The 17746-nt window shown below is 58.6% G+C and carries 11 protein-coding genes; 6 read left to right on the forward strand and 5 right to left on the reverse strand.

Annotation, left to right across the window (positions count from 1 at the left end):
• Positions 1 to 351: 351 nt before the first annotated feature.
• Positions 352 to 828 (reverse strand): DinB family protein, encoded by a 477-nt coding sequence (locus CA85_RS10705; RefSeq protein ID WP_146391307.1) that lies wholly within the window; start codon positions 826 to 828, stop codon positions 352 to 354.
• A gap of 774 nt (positions 829 to 1602) precedes the next feature.
• On the opposite strand from CA85_RS10705, the gene CA85_RS10710 reads away from it, so the two are divergent.
• The 5 genes from CA85_RS10710 to CA85_RS10730 all read left to right on the forward strand — a co-directional run bounded on the left by CA85_RS10710 (position 1603) and on the right by CA85_RS10730 (position 10241).
• On the forward strand, positions 1603 to 2835 hold the full coding sequence (locus CA85_RS10710; RefSeq protein WP_146391308.1) for a pseudouridine synthase: 1233 nt from the start codon (positions 1603 to 1605) through the stop codon (positions 2833 to 2835).
• 6 nt (positions 2836 to 2841) lie between these two features.
• The gene (locus CA85_RS10715; RefSeq protein WP_146391309.1) at positions 2842 to 3702 is read left to right on the forward strand and encodes a dihydroorotate dehydrogenase electron transfer subunit; all 861 of its coding nucleotides are present in this window, start codon (positions 2842 to 2844) and stop codon (positions 3700 to 3702) included.
• Between the two features lie 49 nt (positions 3703 to 3751).
• Entirely contained in the window at positions 3752 to 4912 is a 1161-nt protein-coding gene (locus tag CA85_RS10720) for a glycosyltransferase family 2 protein (RefSeq protein WP_146391310.1), read from the forward strand.
• Positions 4912 to 6564 carry a cytochrome d ubiquinol oxidase subunit II gene (locus tag CA85_RS10725; protein ID WP_146391463.1) on the forward strand — a complete coding sequence of 551 codons (1653 nt, stop codon included), beginning with the start codon at positions 4912 to 4914 and terminating at the stop codon, positions 6562 to 6564. The genes CA85_RS10720 and CA85_RS10725 overlap by 1 nt, the downstream gene beginning before the upstream one ends.
• Before the next feature lie 77 nt (positions 6565 to 6641).
• Positions 6642 to 10241, forward strand: a complete 3600-nt coding sequence (locus tag CA85_RS10730) for a hypothetical protein (protein WP_146391311.1) — start codon at positions 6642 to 6644, stop codon at positions 10239 to 10241.
• A 4-nt stretch (positions 10242 to 10245) separates the two neighbouring features.
• Here the strand turns inward: CA85_RS10730 and CA85_RS10735 are convergent, their stop codons facing one another.
• Together CA85_RS10735 and nusB are read right to left on the reverse strand one after the other, a co-directional pair.
• The gene (locus CA85_RS10735; protein WP_146391312.1) at positions 10246 to 11697 is read right to left on the reverse strand and encodes an MATE family efflux transporter; all 1452 of its coding nucleotides are present in this window, start codon (positions 11695 to 11697) and stop codon (positions 10246 to 10248) included.
• 6 nt (positions 11698 to 11703) lie between these two features.
• Positions 11704 to 12147: a transcription antitermination factor NusB gene (gene nusB / locus CA85_RS10740; RefSeq protein ID WP_186774862.1), complete on the reverse strand. Its 444-nt coding sequence runs from the start codon at positions 12145 to 12147 to the stop codon at positions 11704 to 11706.
• A 90-nt stretch (positions 12148 to 12237) separates the two neighbouring features.
• Here nusB and CA85_RS10745 point away from each other — a divergent pair, with 90 nt between their 5' ends.
• Positions 12238 to 12513: an acylphosphatase gene (locus CA85_RS10745; RefSeq protein ID WP_146391314.1), complete on the forward strand. Its 276-nt coding sequence runs from the start codon at positions 12238 to 12240 to the stop codon at positions 12511 to 12513.
• A 50-nt stretch (positions 12514 to 12563) separates the two neighbouring features.
• Here CA85_RS10745 and CA85_RS10750 read toward each other — a convergent pair whose 3' ends face one another.
• Both CA85_RS10750 and CA85_RS10755 read right to left on the reverse strand, forming a co-directional pair.
• Positions 12564 to 13850, reverse strand: a complete 1287-nt coding sequence (locus CA85_RS10750) for a DUF1501 domain-containing protein (RefSeq protein ID WP_146391315.1) — start codon at positions 13848 to 13850, stop codon at positions 12564 to 12566.
• 31 nt (positions 13851 to 13881) lie between these two features.
• Positions 13882 to 17694, reverse strand: coding sequence for a DUF1553 domain-containing protein (locus tag CA85_RS10755; protein ID WP_146391316.1), 3813 nt, complete (start codon positions 17692 to 17694; stop codon positions 13882 to 13884).
• Positions 17695 to 17746: the final 52 nt, after the last annotated feature.

Below are 17746 nucleotides of genomic sequence, written 5' to 3' on the forward strand. Positions count from 1 at the left end.
GCCAGCGCTGTTACTCTGTCCATGCGGAAACTCCGTTCTCCGAGGTGACGAGGTTGTAATTCAAGTCACTTTATGAACGGTTTTCCGCTTTTTTTATAGATCAATCCTTAACTTGATGCCTATGAGGCGGCGCTGCGCTGACCTACGGCTATTCTCTCTAATCCCTAACGGGATACTTGTTGGTAACTGACAGGAGGCGACGAGTTCTCAAGCCAATCAGCCACGCAAAGCGAAAGGGCTCGTTGCCTCTTGTGGAGGTTCTTCTCGAAGGTGCCCGAAAAGGGGAAGGGTGCCCGAAAAGGGGAAGGGGGTCTTTTGGGTTGCTCTTCGCGACTCAATTGCATTGTTTTGTTATCCGCCATTTTGGAGTGCACTGACAAACACGAAATAGTCTGTGTAGGGCACTTGCCCACCAACAGAGCCGATCATTTTAGCAATCTGACCGCGATGATATGAGCCATGTGATCCGACATGGAAAATTATGTCAATTAGGGCGGTGGAGTTTGCGTTGCCTTTGGAATCGCAATAACTCACGACGCGATCAACTTGGTTCGACGCCATCGACTCCAATAATCTTCCATAGCCAACCTCATTTTCGTTTAGCAATGAGATGCAATCGTCCCAAGTAAGCGTCGGCCATACTGCCAAGCGTGGATCATGACCATTGATTCTGGATAGCCAGATATGCTCTGCGGCAAGCAAATGCGAAAAAATCGGGACTGCATTTTTGAGCAGTTCCGGATGCCGACCCATCGCGTCACATATGCGGTGATCCGCCCATGGTATCCATTGAACAAATGTAACGATGTGGTCGCTAGGGGATGTCATGGTATATGAGTCGGATAACGTAGAGGTCACCGGGCAACGTGGCACCGCAGCGGAGGCGGAGAACTGGCGAAGCCAACCGCCGGAGTGGAGGTGACGCGTTAACCGGTGCACTGCAGTTGTTCGTAGCGTACCCGCGATCGCGCGCGTAGCAACACACTACGCGACCGGCGATAACGCAATCGTATCGAGTCGTTCACACGCACGCAAGCAAATTCGAGCGTTGCACTTCCGGGCGGCGGGGACCAGCAGCTGTGGATTAGGGTGCGATTAGCGAAGATTAGTGTTCTCAGCATACTGGTTTTTGGGAACAGTGCCCGAAAAGGGGAAGGGGTTCTTTTGGTATGCAAGGGGAAGGGGTTCTTTTGGTATGCTCAGTCGCTGCGAATAGGCTAGGAAACCGACTTGGCAAGCCGACCAGTCGTCGGGCGTGTCCCGCTCCCAGCTTACCTTCGCTCCCGTTGGTCGCTGCGGACGTGGTCGCTCAGCGCGAGGGGCTTCCAGTAAAGTCTTCCCACGGTGGCAGCCATTCGCGTTGACGTGGATCAAGGATGAGAATCTGATCGTGAGTGATCCGATTTCCTTTTAACCTCGCGACTGACGTTTCTGGTCGGAAACCTGGAACCGCGTCGACTTCAGGTCCCGGAAATAACGTCCTTTGGGGTGGCCCACTGCGACAAAACGCTCGAGGCTGCTAAACTGGGTAGGTAGTCGATCTCTCCAGGCGATCCGTTCGTCTTCCTGCTCTGTTCCTGTTCTCCCGTCAAGTCTGCTGTCATGCCTCGCCAACCCGCTCCTCGCAAGCAGCAACCCCGTCGTGCGAAGTCGGGAGCACGTCCCAAATCGTCGACAAGTGCCAAGCGTCTCAACCAGGTCCTCGCCTCGGCGGGGCTCGGTAGCCGACGGCACTGCGAGGAATTGATCCGGGAAGGACGTGTCGATATCGACGGTGAAACGGTCACCCAGCTCGCGGTGAACGTGGACCCAACGACGCAGAAGGTGCGGGTCGATGGCGTGCCTCTGAAACCTCAAAAGCTCGTCTATTACGCCGTCCACAAGCCGGCCGGGGTGGTTTCCACCAATTCCGATCCTCAGGGCCGGCCTCGGGTGGTCGATCTGGTCCCGCCGACACAGCGGGTCTATCCCGTCGGCCGTCTCGACCGCAGCAGTGATGGGTTGATTCTGCTCACCAACGATGGCGATTTGGCTCAGTCGTTGGCTCACCCCCGTTTCGGTGTGCAGAAGATCTACCGGGTGACGGTGGCTGGTGAGGTCAAGCCGGAGACGATGCGGAAGATGCGGCAGGGGATCTACATCGCCGAGGGGCTCGTTCGCGTCGATGGTGCCAAGATTCTCAAGGCCAAGAAGAAGGCGACGGACATGGAGATCCGGCTGCGTGAGGGAAAGAATCGCGAGATTCGGCGGATTCTGGCGAAGTTCGGACACAAGGTGCAAACGCTGCGGCGGATTGCCATCGGCCCGCTGCGACTGGGGGATATGCCAGCGGGTGCCTATCGCACGCTCACCCGCGCCGAGATCGACAAACTGCACGCGATCGCTGATCAAGCCGCTGCGGCACCTCCGGAGAAGCCGAGCGCCGAACAGGCAGCCGGTCGCGGTGGTGCGGACGGGCGAGGCCCGGGTGTGGGCAAGCCTCGCGACCTACCACCGGCAGGCAAAAAGAGCGGCGGCAAGTCACCCAAACGGTCTGCGAAGAAGAGCGCCGGCGGAGGCGACCAACGCCAGGAAAACCGGCGGCCAGTGAAGGCGACGCGGCGCCCGACCAAGCTGCCCGAGCGGGACAAAAACCGGGTCGGCACGATCATTGTGGGCGACGAAGTCCTCGACGAGAAGCCGCAGGAAAAGACGAAGAGCAAAACAAAACAGCGATCCGCGAAGACGAAAACCTCTGGTCAACGGAGCGGACGCGGTTATGGACGGGCAGGAAAATCCGGCAAGACGGCTGGACGATCCGGCAAGGCAGCTGGAAAACGCAAAGGAAAACGATAGACCACCATGGCGACTCTGCACGCGAAACATTACGCCGACGCGATCTCACATCTCGACGCACCCTTGCTGCTCAATGAGCAGGTTGCTGAGAACACCTACTTGATGCGGGTGCGGGCGCCCGCGATCGCGGCAACCGCGAAGCCGGGGCAGTTCGTGATGATTCGACTGGCGGGGCTCGACGCGCCGCTGATCGGACGCGCTTTTGCGATCTACGACGTGCATCCCGATCCGGAAAGCAATGCCGCCGATTCGGTTGATCTGATCTATCTCCGCAAAGGAGCGTTGACGCGGCCGCTGTCCGAAGCCCCCGTCGGCACGATGGTCTCGCTCTGGGGGCCGCTCGGCAATGCGTTTCGCGATGATCCTTGTGAGCGATTGATCATGGCGGTTGGTGGAATCGGTCAAACACCCATGCTGATGGCCGGACGCGATGCCCTGCAGCGAGGATGGGCCGACCACGTCGAGATGATCTATGGGGCCCGTCGCTCCTCACTACTCGCCGGAGTCAGTGATTTTCGCGACGCAGGTTTTGCCGTGACGACTTGCACCGACGACGGGTCCGAAGGCCGCCAAGCGCTCGTGCCGGATGTACTCGCCGAGAGAATTCAAACGCTGCAGCAGGAATCGCCGGACGCTAAGATCCGAGTTTTGACCTGTGGCCCCGAAATCATGATGGAGAAGGTCGCCGAAGTCGGCGCGGCACAGGGTGTCGATGTGCAGGTTTCGATGGAAACGCCGATGGCGTGCGGCATCGGTATTTGTTTTTCATGCGTGGCCAAGGTGATCCAGGAAGATGGCGAGTGGGATTACAAACGAACCTGTGTCGATGGCCCCATCTTTGATGCAGAGCAGCTGTGTTGGGGTTAAGGTAGTGAGCACGCGAAGTACGCGTCCGATCCATTTTTGAAGTACCCTGATGAATACTCCAACCGATCAATCGTGGGCAGCACAGGCTCCCGTTGCACAGGATCCCGTGGTTCTGGCAAGTCATCCGGTCGAGCCGCAGAGTCAGCCCGCAACGGTGCGTAACCCCGCGCCGACTCCGGACTTGTCCATCGTGATTCCAGCCATGAACGAGGAGGAATCGCTGGGCACTCTGCACGAGCGAATTCTCGACGTCTGCCAACGCGCCGATCAGCGTGTCGAAGTAATCTTTATCGACGACGGCTCGAGCGATGCGACCTGGGCCCGAATGAGCGATTTAGCGACCGCGCATCGCGGCACGCGGGCGATTCGGCTGCGTCGCAACTTCGGCAAAGCGGCCGCCCTTAGTGCCGGATTCTCGGTCGCTCGCGGCAAGATCGTGATCACGATGGATGCCGACCTGCAGGATGATCCGGACGAGATTCCACGGTTCCTCGAGACGCTCGATAAGGAGTCTCTCGACGTTGTCAGCGGCTGGAAACGCGTGCGTCATGACCCCTGGCACAAGGTCCTGCCGAGCCGTGTGTTCAATGCCATGGTCAGCGGGCTGACCGGCGTGCGGCTGCATGATCACAATTGTGGTTTTAAAGCATACCGGCACGATGTGTTGGATGAAGTCGATCTGTATGGCGAGCGCCATCGCTTCATCCCCGTTCTCGCGGCCGCCCGCGGCTGGAAGGTCGGCGAGATCGAGGTACTGCATCACCCACGTGTGCACGGGCAATCCAAGTATGGTCTGTCGCGACTGGGAAAGGGATTTCTCGATTTGATGAGTATCTATTTGTTGACTGGATACGCACGCCGGCCACTGCATTTGATTGGTTCCGCTGGGTTGATGTGCTTTGCCGTTGGATCTCTCGGCATGATCTACCTCAGCGTGATGTGGGTACTGACGCGGTTGGGCAGCGGCGAGCCTCTGCATCTGCACGCAACGGCCGTGTTTTATTACTGCATCCTGGCTGTGCTGTTGGGGGCCCAGTGCGTCTTGGCGGGCCTGATTGCCGAGTTGATAGTTTCTGTTTCAGCGGCCCGCGATCGTTCCCTGCGAACGCTGCAGGGCAATGCGACCGGGGCTCAGCGCGGTGTGGCTGACGAGTCTTTGCCTCGCTCGAGTGTGCTCTATAGCGTCTCCGAGACAGTGGGCCGACGTTGATGCGGAAACATGACGAACCGCGAAACAAGCGGTTGCTGATGCACGGGATTCTGATCGTGATCGCGCTGGCATTGGTTGCCGGTCGAATCGCAACGGTCATCAACCCCGAGGGCGATGCGGCATTCCTGAGTGCGAATGATCGCAGCCGATGGGTGACCGTTGCCGCGTTGGTGGAGCAACAGACATTTGAAATTGATGAGCTGATCTCGATCCAGACCGACCGCGGGCACCGGTTATGGGACACGATTGACAAGGTTCGTCATATCGGCGAGGACGGGCGGTTGCACTACTACAGCAGCAAACCAACCCTGTTAACGACGATGGTTGCCGGGGTGTATTGGGGTGTCCGCCGAATAACCGGGCTGAACTTGAGCGAGCACCCGATTTACGTTCCACGATTGCTGTTGCTATTGATCAATCTGCCTCTGTTGGCGTTGTTTCTGATCACGATGACGCTCAGTATTGAATTGTCGAGCGCCCAGGATCTGGCGAAGCGACTGGCTGTGATCGCGAGTTGCTTTGCGACCATGCTGACGCCGTTCGCCATCGCACTGAACAATCACCTGTTTGCTGCTGCGGCGACATCCTTGACGCTGTATCTGTACCTACGTGCGAGCGAAAAAATTCACGACTCGTTTGCGGGGATCACTTATCGGCCCACGTTCTTGGTTTGGGCGGTCGCTGGCATGTCGGCTGCTTTTGCGGTTGCCTGCGAACTGCCTGCGCTCTCGATGTTTGCTCTTTGGGCGGTGTTATTCGCGCTGCTCATGCGGCGCAGCATGATCGGTTTCTTGGCGGGCGCAGGGCTGGTTGCCGTGGGGATCTTCGGCACTAATTATTGGGCGCACCAAACCTGGAAGACGCCGTATGCCCATCGAGGTGACGGCAGCGTGGTCACCGTTTTTTCCTCGAAGGATCTCGAAGCAGCCGATACCGATAACGAGCTCCGGGCGACGTTGGAGGGGTCACTGCAGCGACTCGATCCACTCAGCGGTGCGGACTCGATCGCCGTTCGCAAACTCAACGGTGACGCTGCGGAATTCGAGGTCGTCGCCGATTTCCACCAGGACGGCAGAATCGAGCAGCAGCAGTGGAAGGTCAGGCGAGGAGAAACGGGCGGAGAGAACGCGAAGTGGGAGCTCGTCGAGTGGGATGACTGGTACGACTACCCCGGCAGCTACTGGAGGACGGGCCGGCGATCGGGCGTGGATCGCGGCGAACCCAGCCGCGTGGTTTACGCGCTCCAGGCGACGGTGGGGTACTATGGGCTGTTTTCTCTAACACCGATTTGGCTATTGGTACCGTCGGGCTTGATCCATCGGATCTCGCACGGGCCGCGAGATCGGCGATATCTCGCGGCGGCAATCGTGACAGCGACCGTTGTCTGTTTTCTTTTCTACGTTGCTCGGCCGGAGATAGACCGCAACTATGGGGGGGTGAGTGTGTGTTTTCGCTGGATGCTCTGGTTCACGCCGCTGTGGGTCTACGCGATTGTGACGGAGTTCGACCGCTTGACGGATAATTGGGCCGGTGGGCTTGTCGTGTTGGGGCTGCTTGCCGCCAGTGTCTTTTCGGTCTCGGCGAGCCTCGAGTCGCCCTGGCAGAGTCCCTGGCTCTATCAGTTTGCCTCATTTTTGGGCTGGATAAGCTAGGAAAAAAGCCGCTAGTATCGGCTCGATGTGCACACATTCATTGGCCGAGTTTTGCTCTCACGGATGAGACGCCTCCGTTGACTTCATCGGAATCCGATTCACGCCCTCACGCGGGCCGCAACCGTTTGAAGACGTTGTTGGTGGTGGTGTTGATATGCCTGGCGACGCTGGTCGTGATCCGAACGATCGGGCCGCAAACGCTCGGCGAGCAAGCGCGGCGGATCTTCGAGAGTCAACTTGCCGAGCATTACGTGGACTGGAACGTGTCGATTGGACGCGGCGTTTTTCGCCCGGGGATAGGGCTGCAGTTTGAAAACATTCGACTCTCGCCGCGCACCTCGTTCAGTGCTGCGACTGATTCGCAGCACAGTCGCGTTGCCATCCTCCGTGACACGATCTTGCAGAGTTGGCAGGCTGAGCCAGCTGTCGCGATCAAACGAATCACGGTTTTCTCCGACATTGATATCCAGGAACTGCTTGACCGTCGCAATCCGTTGAAGACCCGGCGGGTGGTCATCGACGGTGTGACCGCCGACGCGAGTTTGCAGTCCGACGGCGAGTTTTCGTTGGCGGGTTTATGGCCACCACCTAAGCTTGGCCCCACGTGTCCTCTAATCGAACTCCGCGACGTCGGGCTGAACGTCACAATCGAGGCCAAAGATGCTGCCAAGGACGACGCTTCGGCAGACCTCCAAGATGGGGGGGGGCGTCGTGACATCGCCGCGAGCACCAGCACGGCACCGCTACAGTTTCATTGGTCAGAGATCCGAATTGAAAACACACCCGACAGATTTGGGGTAGGGGACGGCAGTCGCAGGGTCACGTTCCGGGGCAGTAGCGATCTCTATCGTCACTGTGACATGCAGTTCTCGCAGATGCTCCGAGACGAAAGCGTCGTCCAGACGCTCGTGCAGTCACGCGTCGCCGATTTGCGACTCAGTGATGAATTGTATGCGCGGATGGAAACCTGGCTACCCATTCGCCTGCCCGCGGACGCTCAGTTCAGCGTGGCCGGTGATTTGGATGTCCAGGTGCAGTTGGGCACACTCTCCAGCGGCGATGTCCCGGCCCAGCCGCACACGCTCGACTATGATATTGACTACGTGATCCGGCAGGGTGGATACGCCGACAAGCGTCTGCCCGACAGGATTGAGCAGCTCCATGGGCGAGTGCATTTGACACCGACAAAGTTGGAGTTGTTTCCCACCGAAGCTAAGTTTGGATCCGCCACCTGCCAGGTGCAGGGTTCGAGCGATATCGAAGTCGCCGTGATCGATCCGGCATCCACAACATCGAGCTACCTGAAGCCACTGCATCAGCGGCCGGAGGTATTTTCGATAGCGATTGGCGAATTTCATTTGACCGCATCGCTGTCCAATTCCCGTTTCCAAATGGGGACGAAGAATCTGCAGCTTAACGAGGGACTCCGCCGCTCGTTACCCGCTCGCTCCGCACTCATCTTCGATCGTTTTCGACCAGCCGGCTATGTCGACATGGCTGCTCAGTGGGCACATCCAGACCCGTTCAATGGCCAGCCTTGGGGGATCCAGGCGGACGTGCAGTGCAAAGGGGTGGAAGTCCGGTTTGACAAGTTTCCCTACCCCGTTGAAAAACTCTATGGGAAGATCCAAATCGCCGATGACCGCGTGATCGCCCAGCATCTGACGGGGGTCGCAGGTGGGCGACCGATCCACTGCCGCTTTGACGTGCCACGCAAGGTAAACCCCGGCGCAGACACTTCGCCCGAGAAGACGATTGTGATCCAATCCGATGGAGCGATCGCAATCAACAATGCACTGCTATCGGCCTTGAGCCCACGTGTGCTACCGGCGAGCGGAGAAATGGCAGCGGATTCCGAGCCGACCGGACTCGAGAGTTTCGTTCGTTCTTTACAGCCGCGTGGGGCGATCGAGTTGGCCTCGGCGACGATCTCGACGAATGCAGCGGGTGTGACGAGTCGACAGATCGATCTACGGGTTATTGGCGGAACGCTGCGCTACGAAAAGTTCGCCTACCCGCTGTACAATGTCGCCGGTCGTATCCAAGTCGAGGATGACCTCGTCCGTTTGATCGGATTCACCGGCAACAATGCCGGAGCGGCCAAGATTGCCTGCGACGGCTTGTATCAGATGCCTCGCGAGCAGGCACCGTCGGAATTGAATCTGCGATTCCGCGTAGCCGATTTAGCGATGGACCATTCGCTTCGCGTCTCGCTGCCAGAATCTTCTCGATCGGCTTGGGATGCGCTCTCGCCGGCGGGCACGTTGGATAAACTCGACGTGCAAATCCGACAATCAGGTACCTCTCCGATCGCACTGTCGCTCGATGCATCGCATCAAACGGAATCACGGGCCAACCCGAACCCGTTGAGCATCCGACCCAAGGCCATTCCCTACCGTGTTGATATTGTCGGAGGCAAAGTAGGATTGCACGACGGTGTCATTCGCATTGAGGACCTTCGCGGGAGACATGACGCGTCGCGTTTGATCGCCGACGGCGTCTGTCAGGCGGAGCCGTCGGGGCAATGGCTGCTCTCCTTGGATTTGCAGAGTGGCAGTCGGCTGATTCCCGATGAAGAGTTTATTGCCGCGATGCCGGACCAGATGAGTTGGGCGATGCGTGGCTTGGACCTGCGTGGACCCTTGGGGCTGCGCGGCGTCACGAATATCCTTTTGCCTCAAGACGAAAACACATCGCCTGTCATCGAGTGGGATCTCGCTCTGCAGCTCGAGGGCAATCGGATCGCCGACGTCGGTCCGGTTCATTCCCTCCGCGGTGAGATCATGATCCGCGGCATCAAGGACGGTGAACTAGTGCGGGCCGGCGGTGAGGTTGCGATAGATTCACTGCATGCCTATGGGCTCCAGGTCACTTCGCTGACAGGACCTTTTTCAATCGTGGGGGAGGAATTACGGCTGGGGACACTCGCTAGTGACGTGGATCCGATTTCCGGTATGCAGCTGAACATCCCTGGTGAGATCAGGGGCGGGGCCGACGGTGAGCCGTCTCGGCCACCGATCTCGGGGACCATGTTCGACGGCCAGCTCGACGTGAGCGGGATCCTCGCCATGTCGAGCGGCGATTTTGATGTCGGAGTGTCGATGGGCAACGCCCAGCTCGCCACCATCCTCGCTGAGATGGGGCAAACACGATCAGGGATTACTGGGCGTTTCGACATGAATTCGAGGCTCGATGGACGCTTGGGCGATTCGGATCTGCTCAAGGGAGCCGGGACGGCGCGCGTCAGTGGTGCCAATATGTACGAGCTGCCGATGTTGGTGCAGTTCTTCAACCTGCTCCGCATCACTCCTACCGAAGACGTTGCGTTTACTGATGCCCAAACTGAATTTGCGATCTTCGGTGAAGACGTGAATTTCAATCGTCTGTCCCTGTGGGGCGACTTGATCGCACTCGATGGCAGCGGAACGCTGACACGATTGGAGCATCTCGATCTCACGTTCAATACCAAGGTCAGCCCCACCAACTTGTTCAGCAAGGTCATCAGCCCTCTGCGTGACAACCGCTACACGTTCTTCACCGTGGAGGTCGATGGGCCGATCTCGGGGCCGACGATTCAGCGACGGACCCTCAGTGGTGTCAGTCAAACGTTGGAATCTTGGTTCCCAAGTATGATCCGCTCCACGACCGCGGAGACTCCCACGCCAACGCGTCGGTAGCGCTCTAGATCATCCGCATGTTCTTCCAGGACCCCTGCGCATACCGCAGCGTCATGGCGGCGGCGAGCAAGACGACAAAGGCAGTGATGATCCACCACCACCACATCAATACGGCGGTCACCGAAGCGGACATCGACCCCTCTTCGCTCGCGGGGGCAGTCGCATCGGCTCCCCAGAGGGCCGGTTGCCAGTCGGGCTCCCAGGCCAAGCCAATGCCTAATGTCACGATGGACACAGCGAGTCCGGCGATCATGACAAACCACGTGTCGCCAGCCCCCCGTAGGGCGCCGGCGAGAATCAGCTGTGTTGCGTCGAGTAGCACGTAGATCGCGACGAACCCTAGCAGTCCTTGCGCGGTCTGCAGGGCCAACCTTGCATCGGCTGGAATCGTCGATGCGGCTGGGTTGACCGAGTAGAGTGAAATCATCGTCTCGGCGCCAAACCAGTAGATCAGCGCCCAGGCGGCTGAATACAACCAGGCGATCGTCAACGCCGCCCAGACGCAGCGGACGGCGCGATCGGGACCGCTGCCGACCAAATGCCGGCCCACCAAGACCGATGCAGCGATCGACAATCCGACCAGCGGAATGAAGGCAATCATATTGAAATTGATCGCCATCGTCGTGGCCTGCAACGGGACATCACCGAGCCGGCCGATCATCAACACGATCACCGTGAATGCGGTCGCTTCGGTAGCATACATCAGCCCCGCGGGAAATCCAAAGTAAATCAATCGCTGCAGCATCCGCCGGTCCAGACGCATCCCCTGGAGGATACCGTAGGTGAAGCGATATTGCGGGCGGAGGAGAATCGCGGCGTAGCAGACGGCTTTGAACCAGAACGCGATCACGCTCGCTAAGGCCGCTCCGGCAATCCCCAGCTCCCACATCCGCGGCCCCGCGGCACCCCACCACGCTGGATCGACTCCAAAGATGAGCAGATAGTCCAGTAGCAGATTGATCACACCGGAAACGACACTGACGACGGCGATCGTGCGAGTTCGATGGGTGCCGCTGAAGAAACCCGAGAGGGCGGTTTGCATCACCTCACCGGCGCCGCCCCACATCAGAATCTGAAAATAGATCGTTTCAGCAGGGATAAGTGAGGGTGCTTGATCGGTCCAACGAAAGAGCGGTTCAGCAAAGTAGGCAGCCAGCAAGAACACCGGCATCGTGGCGAGAGAGAACCAGACCGACTGCCACAGCAATCGCCCAATACGGCGCGGCTGCCCTGCCCCCACATACTGGCTGGCGATCGCACCGGTCATCGAAGCGATCCCGACAAAGACGCAGATAGAGACCCAAAAGAGGTTCCCGGCAGCCATCGCCGCCCCCATCTGCGACGGTTCATGTTGGAATAGCAGGGTCCGATCGACAAACAGCACGAGCGAGAACATGCCCGTGCTGATCATCAGGGGCACCGCGACTCGCAGCACTTCGGCATACGCGGAACGCATGGTGGGCTATTCCGAGGCGACGGTCGTCTTCTCGGCGACGGACTTTTTGAACAATCGATCGAGCACGCCGTTGATAAATCGAGGGCTGTGCTCGCCGCCGTAGCGCCGTGCCAATGTCAACGCTTCCGAAATCGCCACCTGGCCCGGCGTTTGGGAATACAGAATCTCATACGCCCCGAGTCGCAGCACGTTTCGGTCGGTGACCGGCATCCGGCTAAGCGCCCAATTGGTAGACAACCGCTTCAGTTCCTGGTCGATTTCATCGCGGTGGGCGATGGTTCCGTCGAGCAGTTCTCGAGCGAAATTCGTCAGCAGCGTTCGCCCCTGTAAGCGAGAGCGAATGAAACGGCGTGAGGCATCCGCGTCGCGCCAATCGTTCAGATCGGCTTCGTAAAGGAGTTGCAGGACAATTTCGCGGGCGCGTCGGCGTGTAGACATGCCTGATAACATCCCTGAAAAGGGCGTAGGATGTCAACGGGCCGCGCATTAAAATACACCAATTCTGACCGCGCTCTTCCCCATCTTTGGAGTGATTACCCGATGAAAACAGAGCGAAAAATCTTTCGATATCGAGGCGACGTTCAGGGGGTGGGGTTTCGCGCCAATGCGATCTCGCAGGCGCGAGGGCTCCGTGTCGCTGGTTTCGTCAAAAACGAACCCGACGGGGATGTGACGATGGACGTGCAAGGCCCCGTCGAGAGCGTCGAGGAACTCGCGCAGAGAGTCGCTGCTTCGATGGAGTTCAAAATCAACGAAACCCTCGTCGACACCCGAGAACCGCTTGCCGATCGGAAGGGATTCAAAATTCGCTACTGATCGATACTTTGAAATCCCAGGCTCTGGCGTAGTGGACGAGGCGACGAGTCCTACCCAAACAACTTCGCAATCGGAACGCCCCGATCGGTGATGGGAATGGGCCGGTCACCATCGTAGAGGTTTTTCTCTGGGTCGACACCGACGGCGGCGCAGACGGTGGCGAACAGATCCGGAACCGAGACCGGATCCGTTACAACGCGTTTGGACATCTCGTCGGTCTCCCCATAGGCGCCGCAGTGTGACAGACCTCCCCCAGCAAGCACGCAGCTAAACGCGGTGCCCTGGTGACCACGGCCTCCACCGCTATCGAAGTCCGATGGACGCCCGAATTCAGTGGTAACAAGAATCAGGGTCTTATCCAATATTTGTTTTTCGCGCAGGTCCTCGATCATCGTCGCCAAAGCTTGATCGAGTTCAGAAATCAGTTTGTGTTGGTTGACGATGCCGTTGTTGTGAACATCCCAACCCGAACCATTGAGGAAGTTCAAATTATGGCTGACTTCGACGAACCGCACTCCCCGTTCGACCAACCGCCGGCTGAGTAAGCAGCGTTGGCCGAATTCCCCTCCGTAGCGATTTCGCAGGTCATCAGGTTCTTCGTCGAGCTGGAATACCGATCCGAAATGCGGGCCGCTGAGCTTCCAACTCTCTTGGATCACTTCGTCATACTCTGCGATCTGTTTAATGTCGGCTGCCGACGCGGTCTTGCGCAGCTCAGTCAGGTAGGCTTGCCGGCGTTCCCGACGCGAATCGCTGATCCCGGGCGGTGGCGACAATCCTGCTGGACCCTGGCTGGTATCGGTCAAGTAGAGGTAACCGTGTTTGGCACCGAGGAACCCAGGTCCCCGTGTGACATTGGGATAGCCGATCAGCACATAGGGTGGTGCACCATCACCCGCGCTACCTCGCTCGTGCGAGATAATCGATCCAAGCGATGGATAGGTGACCGTGCCGCTGATCTGACGACCGGTGTGCATGCGATTGGTTGCCGCAGCGTGTTCATCAATGACGTCGTGATGGACTGATCGGACGGCCGTGACGTGATCCATCTGTTGGGCGACGCCGGACAGGTGTTCGCAAACCTGCACGCCGGGAACGGATGTATCGATCGCGTCGTAATAGGAGCCTGCCACCTTGGCTTTCGGATCGCCACGGCGTTTCGGATCGAAGGTGTCCATCTGCCCCATCCCGCCTCCGAGCCAGATCGAGATGACGTGTTCGGCTTTTCCTTTCAAGTGCGTGTCGGCGGTTTCACCGAAGGCTGCTGTGGGCAACGATAGAGCTCCCACTCCCGCTGCACTGGTTTGTAAAAATCGGCGTCGTGTGGATTGTGACATCTTTGACCTAGGGGGTAGTGCGGACGGGGGTTCAGGGTACCCAAACGAACTCGGGCGCATTGACGAGGCTCCAAATGACATCCTCGTAGCGCAATCGCCACGTCGACTCCAGACGTGGGTCAGCGGCGGGGCCTTGTCGTACCCTCGCCTGCCATTGAAGTTGCACGCGATTGGCCTCGGGGACGAGGTGATTTGTCCATGTGGACTGCGGCAATGGCGGGGGATCTTCAACGGGCACGATCTCTTCGCGTGGTAGCACTCGATCGTCGAAATCCTCAGCGAGTGCACCGACGAACATGTCGTGTTCGGAGGGACTGGGATATCGGGCCAAGAAGCGCAGGAATAGCTCGTCGAGCAATTCGCTAGGCGTATCGCTGTCCACGGCGATTTGTGCCAATTCGCTGCGATTGCTGGCGCGTGTGAGCGACATCGTCAGATTGCCGTTGGCCAAGATCCCAGGCTGCAGCACGTTGGCGGCGGTGTTCCGTTGGGCAAGTGGTTGTTGCCGCTCGGCAATCCATCCGAATGCCTGCAAGACGTCGGTGATGGCTTGGGCACGCGGCATCGAAAGACTCGGGCGGTCGCGTTCATTATTCAACCCAGCGAGCATCCAGCCGCGACGGGGCTTGCCGAGTGTCATGCGACTTTTCGTGGTGGTGTACCCATCATGCACGAACGTTAATTCTTCGCTATCCATCTGTTTGCCGCTCGACTCGTAGAGAGAGTCGACGATCTCCTCGGCGGTCAATCGCCGGGGGTCAGGTGCGCCGAAGAACCTTTGTTCGGCGGTAGCTGTCCGGTTTTCACCCACTGCCTGACGCCCATAAAGTTGCGACGTCATGATCAATTGTTGGATGTGGCCGAGGTCATAGTCATGGGTCACCAATTCGTAGGCTAGCCAGTCGAGAAGCTCGGGGTGGCTAGCGACGCTACCCTCCCAATCGTTCAGAGGTTGGACGATCCCGGCGCCGATCAATCGGTTCCAAAGATGGTTGACGGCGACCTTCGCAAATCGCTGGTTCTGCGGCCCAGTGATCAACGCGGCGAGTCGCTCGCGACTGTCGTCGGGCTGATGCACCCACTCATCCAAGATGTCGGAGTTCTCGATCCCCGTCAAGTCCGCGAATGGCCATTTTGGTTTGACCTGGGCGCCGGGTGCCAAGGTCACTTTGATCAGCGATTCACGACCGATGCCCTCAAAAAACGCTGCTGGAACGCGACTCGTTTTGGGCGGTGAGAGCTGCTTGCGATTCAACATCGCGGCTATCGAAAAGAGGTCTTCTTGGGTGGTGCTGTGGAAGGGGGAATCATGACACCGAGCGCACTGCAGCTCCACGCCCAAAAACGCTGACGCGAGGATATGTGCCTTGGCTGCCATCGGTGAATCATTTTCACCCGCGATTGCAAACCCTGCACTCCCTCCGTCAGATACACTTCCTCGCATCATGATCAATTCGGTGACCATGCGATCGAGCGGCTTGCGATCACGCAGCGAATCGTACAGGAACCAACGAAAGGGGCCTGTGCTATTGAGCGACGCATTGAGGAGCCCCGGGTTCTCGGCCAACAGATCCATCCAGAAACTGACCCAATGATCTGCGTAGCGATCATCTTGGAGCAGAGTCTGGACGAGCTCGCTTCGCTTGTCAGAAGCATCGTCGGCCAGGAATCTGCGGACGTCATCGGATGTTGGGCCGACACCCACTGTGTCGAGATAGACGCGGCGGAGGAACGCAGCATCATCCACCAAGGGAACCTCGGCAAGGGTTGCCAGCTCAGCGGTCGCTGCTGGCCACTTCGCCCCGTCAAGGACCCACTGTTCCAAGACAGCGATCTGTTCGTCGCTCAATCCATCATCGGTCGGCGGCATGTCTCCGTCACGGACACGTAGAATCAATTCACTCGCGTCCGGATCGCCTGGCACGATGGCGGGTTCACCGGATTCACCACCGGCGAGGGCGTGCTCGAGCGAATCCAAGCGAAGCTCTCCTTGGATCTTCTTCCCATGGCAGCGGAAGCACTGGTCTTGCAAGATGGGCAGCACCGCTTGGTGAAAATTCAGCGTCGACGCCGGTTCCGATTTTGATTGATCGGAATGCCGTATCGACCGCTTCTGGTCTAACAGCAAATCAATCATCTGACCGCCGTTGGCCCCATCTGCACTCGGGGGAAGCGACTCTGCGAAGTGCTGATCAAAACGCTGATGCGACCAATCCCGCGCCAGTGCATGACGGTTCTGCCAAAACGCGTCTTGAGAACGTGCGGCCTGCCTACGCGTCGCGTCGTCGGTAGCCTGCACCCTCCGCTCGAGAACCTGCAATTGAGGTTCGATGGATTCGTCCGTCAGGGGCAAAGGTGAAACCGAATCGGGGGTCAGTACGAAGAGCGGACCACGCCGGTTGGGTTGGATCGCTACACAGACTTCTCCGGATTCAATTCGCTGGCCACCGCCACCAACAATCAACTCCAAAACGACGCGGACTCGGCGACTGCCATGCTCGCTGCGAGAGGGCTCAGCTGAGTCTACCGAGGCTAGTGAGGTATCGGCCGAGTTCTCGGGCGTGTCACCCTTCGGCGGCGAGACGACATGATCGAACATCACCTCTTGCTGCGGGAACGGTAGCAATCGGGCACCGGGCACTACGGGATCAGGGATCGGTACGATTGGCTGGAGATTCCCGCCCCGACGTTTCACCGATCCTGTTCGCGCCGCAAGTTCACCATCGATCCACAATCGACTCAGCGAGCGGGTTCTGACCAAAAACGAATGTTCGCCGAGCGGCAAGTCGACATCGCCCGCGATTCTGACAAGCAATGGGCCTTCCCAGCGACTTCGAATCCCCCAATCGTCGTATCGAAGCGGGATGCGTGACATCAAGAATGCATCCGTGAAATAACGCGTGTTCTCCTCCGGCCAATCCTCGTTCTCGTGCAGCCAACGTGTATTGCTGGCGAAGCCTTCGGCAACACTCACGAGGACCTGACCGGCGGGAATGGTCCCGAGCCGCGGGGCTGTTTCAGGCTGGGGCTCGATCACGCGTGCGCCACCCAGGCGATGAAACCGCGATGCCATAGTTTCGTCGTCAAGCGCCACGCGGTGCACCGCCACGCCATCCATCCAACCTTTGAAGCTGTTTCCGAAGTTACCGCCGCTGGCCGATCCGATCCAAATCGCATCGTTATCGACCACGGGCTCGGCGCGGGTTGGGCCACCCATGTCCCACTTGCCTCCAGTCGGCTTGCCATCGAGCCATCCGCGTATCGATTCAGGCTCGCCAAAGCGATAAGCAACCGCCACGTGATGCCAACCTGTGCCGGGGGTGAAACCAGCGTCGGTGGTCCAGCGATGCCAGTGACCGTCCGCTCGAGCCGATTGAGCCGATCGCGGAGTCGCAAAAAGAAAGCTTCCTTTGATCAGTTCCGCTTGGGAAACGACACGTAGCGCCCAGTTCTGGTTGTCTCGGGCAACGGAAGCTCGACCGCTACGCCCCTTCCCGATGATATACATTGGTGACGTGCCTCCGTTGGCATCGAGGCGAACCCAAGCTTCCAGGGTGATTTCGTCGCCCTGGGTGAAGTCGAAGTCACTATTGGGTCCTGGGTCTTCGAGCGTCAGATAGCCTTTTCCGTCAAAACGTAACGCCGTGTTGTCGCTGGAGAAATCAGGGAACTCAGGTGGCCGCGGTCCTTTCTGATCGCGAGAAACATCACCGTGCAATTCCAATGGCATCCCCGCCTCGCTACCAAATTCCCACTGCGCCACCGGATCAGCGAAGCAGGGAATCGGCAATACGGTCAACAGCACCGTGATCACGGCACGTCGATAGATACAGGTTTCATTCATCCAGAGAGTTTCCTTCTCTAAAAGCCTATTCAAAATGGAGCTGACCCTTCGG

Source organism: Allorhodopirellula solitaria, from assembly GCF_007859855.1.
In the GTDB taxonomy this organism is placed as follows: domain Bacteria; phylum Planctomycetota; class Planctomycetia; order Pirellulales; family Pirellulaceae; genus Rhodopirellula; species Rhodopirellula solitaria.

Coding starts and splice junctions, on each gene's coding strand:
- CA85_RS10735 (WP_146391312.1), bottom strand. CDS start 11,697: ATGCGTTCCGCGTATGCCGAAGTGCTGCGAGTCGCGGTGCCCCTGATG.
- CA85_RS10715 (WP_146391309.1), top strand. CDS start 2,842: ATGGCGACTCTGCACGCGAAACATTACGCCGACGCGATCTCACATCTC.
- nusB (WP_186774862.1), bottom strand. CDS start 12,147: ATGTTATCAGGCATGTCTACACGCCGACGCGCCCGCGAAATTGTCCTG.
- CA85_RS10705 (WP_146391307.1), bottom strand. CDS start 828: ATGACATCCCCTAGCGACCACATCGTTACATTTGTTCAATGGATACCA.
- CA85_RS10755 (WP_146391316.1), bottom strand. CDS start 17,694: ATGAATGAAACCTGTATCTATCGACGTGCCGTGATCACGGTGCTGTTG.
- CA85_RS10720 (WP_146391310.1), top strand. CDS start 3,752: ATGAATACTCCAACCGATCAATCGTGGGCAGCACAGGCTCCCGTTGCA.
- CA85_RS10750 (WP_146391315.1), bottom strand. CDS start 13,850: ATGTCACAATCCACACGACGCCGATTTTTACAAACCAGTGCAGCGGGA.
- CA85_RS10710 (WP_146391308.1), top strand. CDS start 1,603: ATGCCTCGCCAACCCGCTCCTCGCAAGCAGCAACCCCGTCGTGCGAAG.
- CA85_RS10745 (WP_146391314.1), top strand. CDS start 12,238: ATGAAAACAGAGCGAAAAATCTTTCGATATCGAGGCGACGTTCAGGGG.
- CA85_RS10725 (WP_146391463.1), top strand. CDS start 4,912: ATGCGGAAACATGACGAACCGCGAAACAAGCGGTTGCTGATGCACGGG.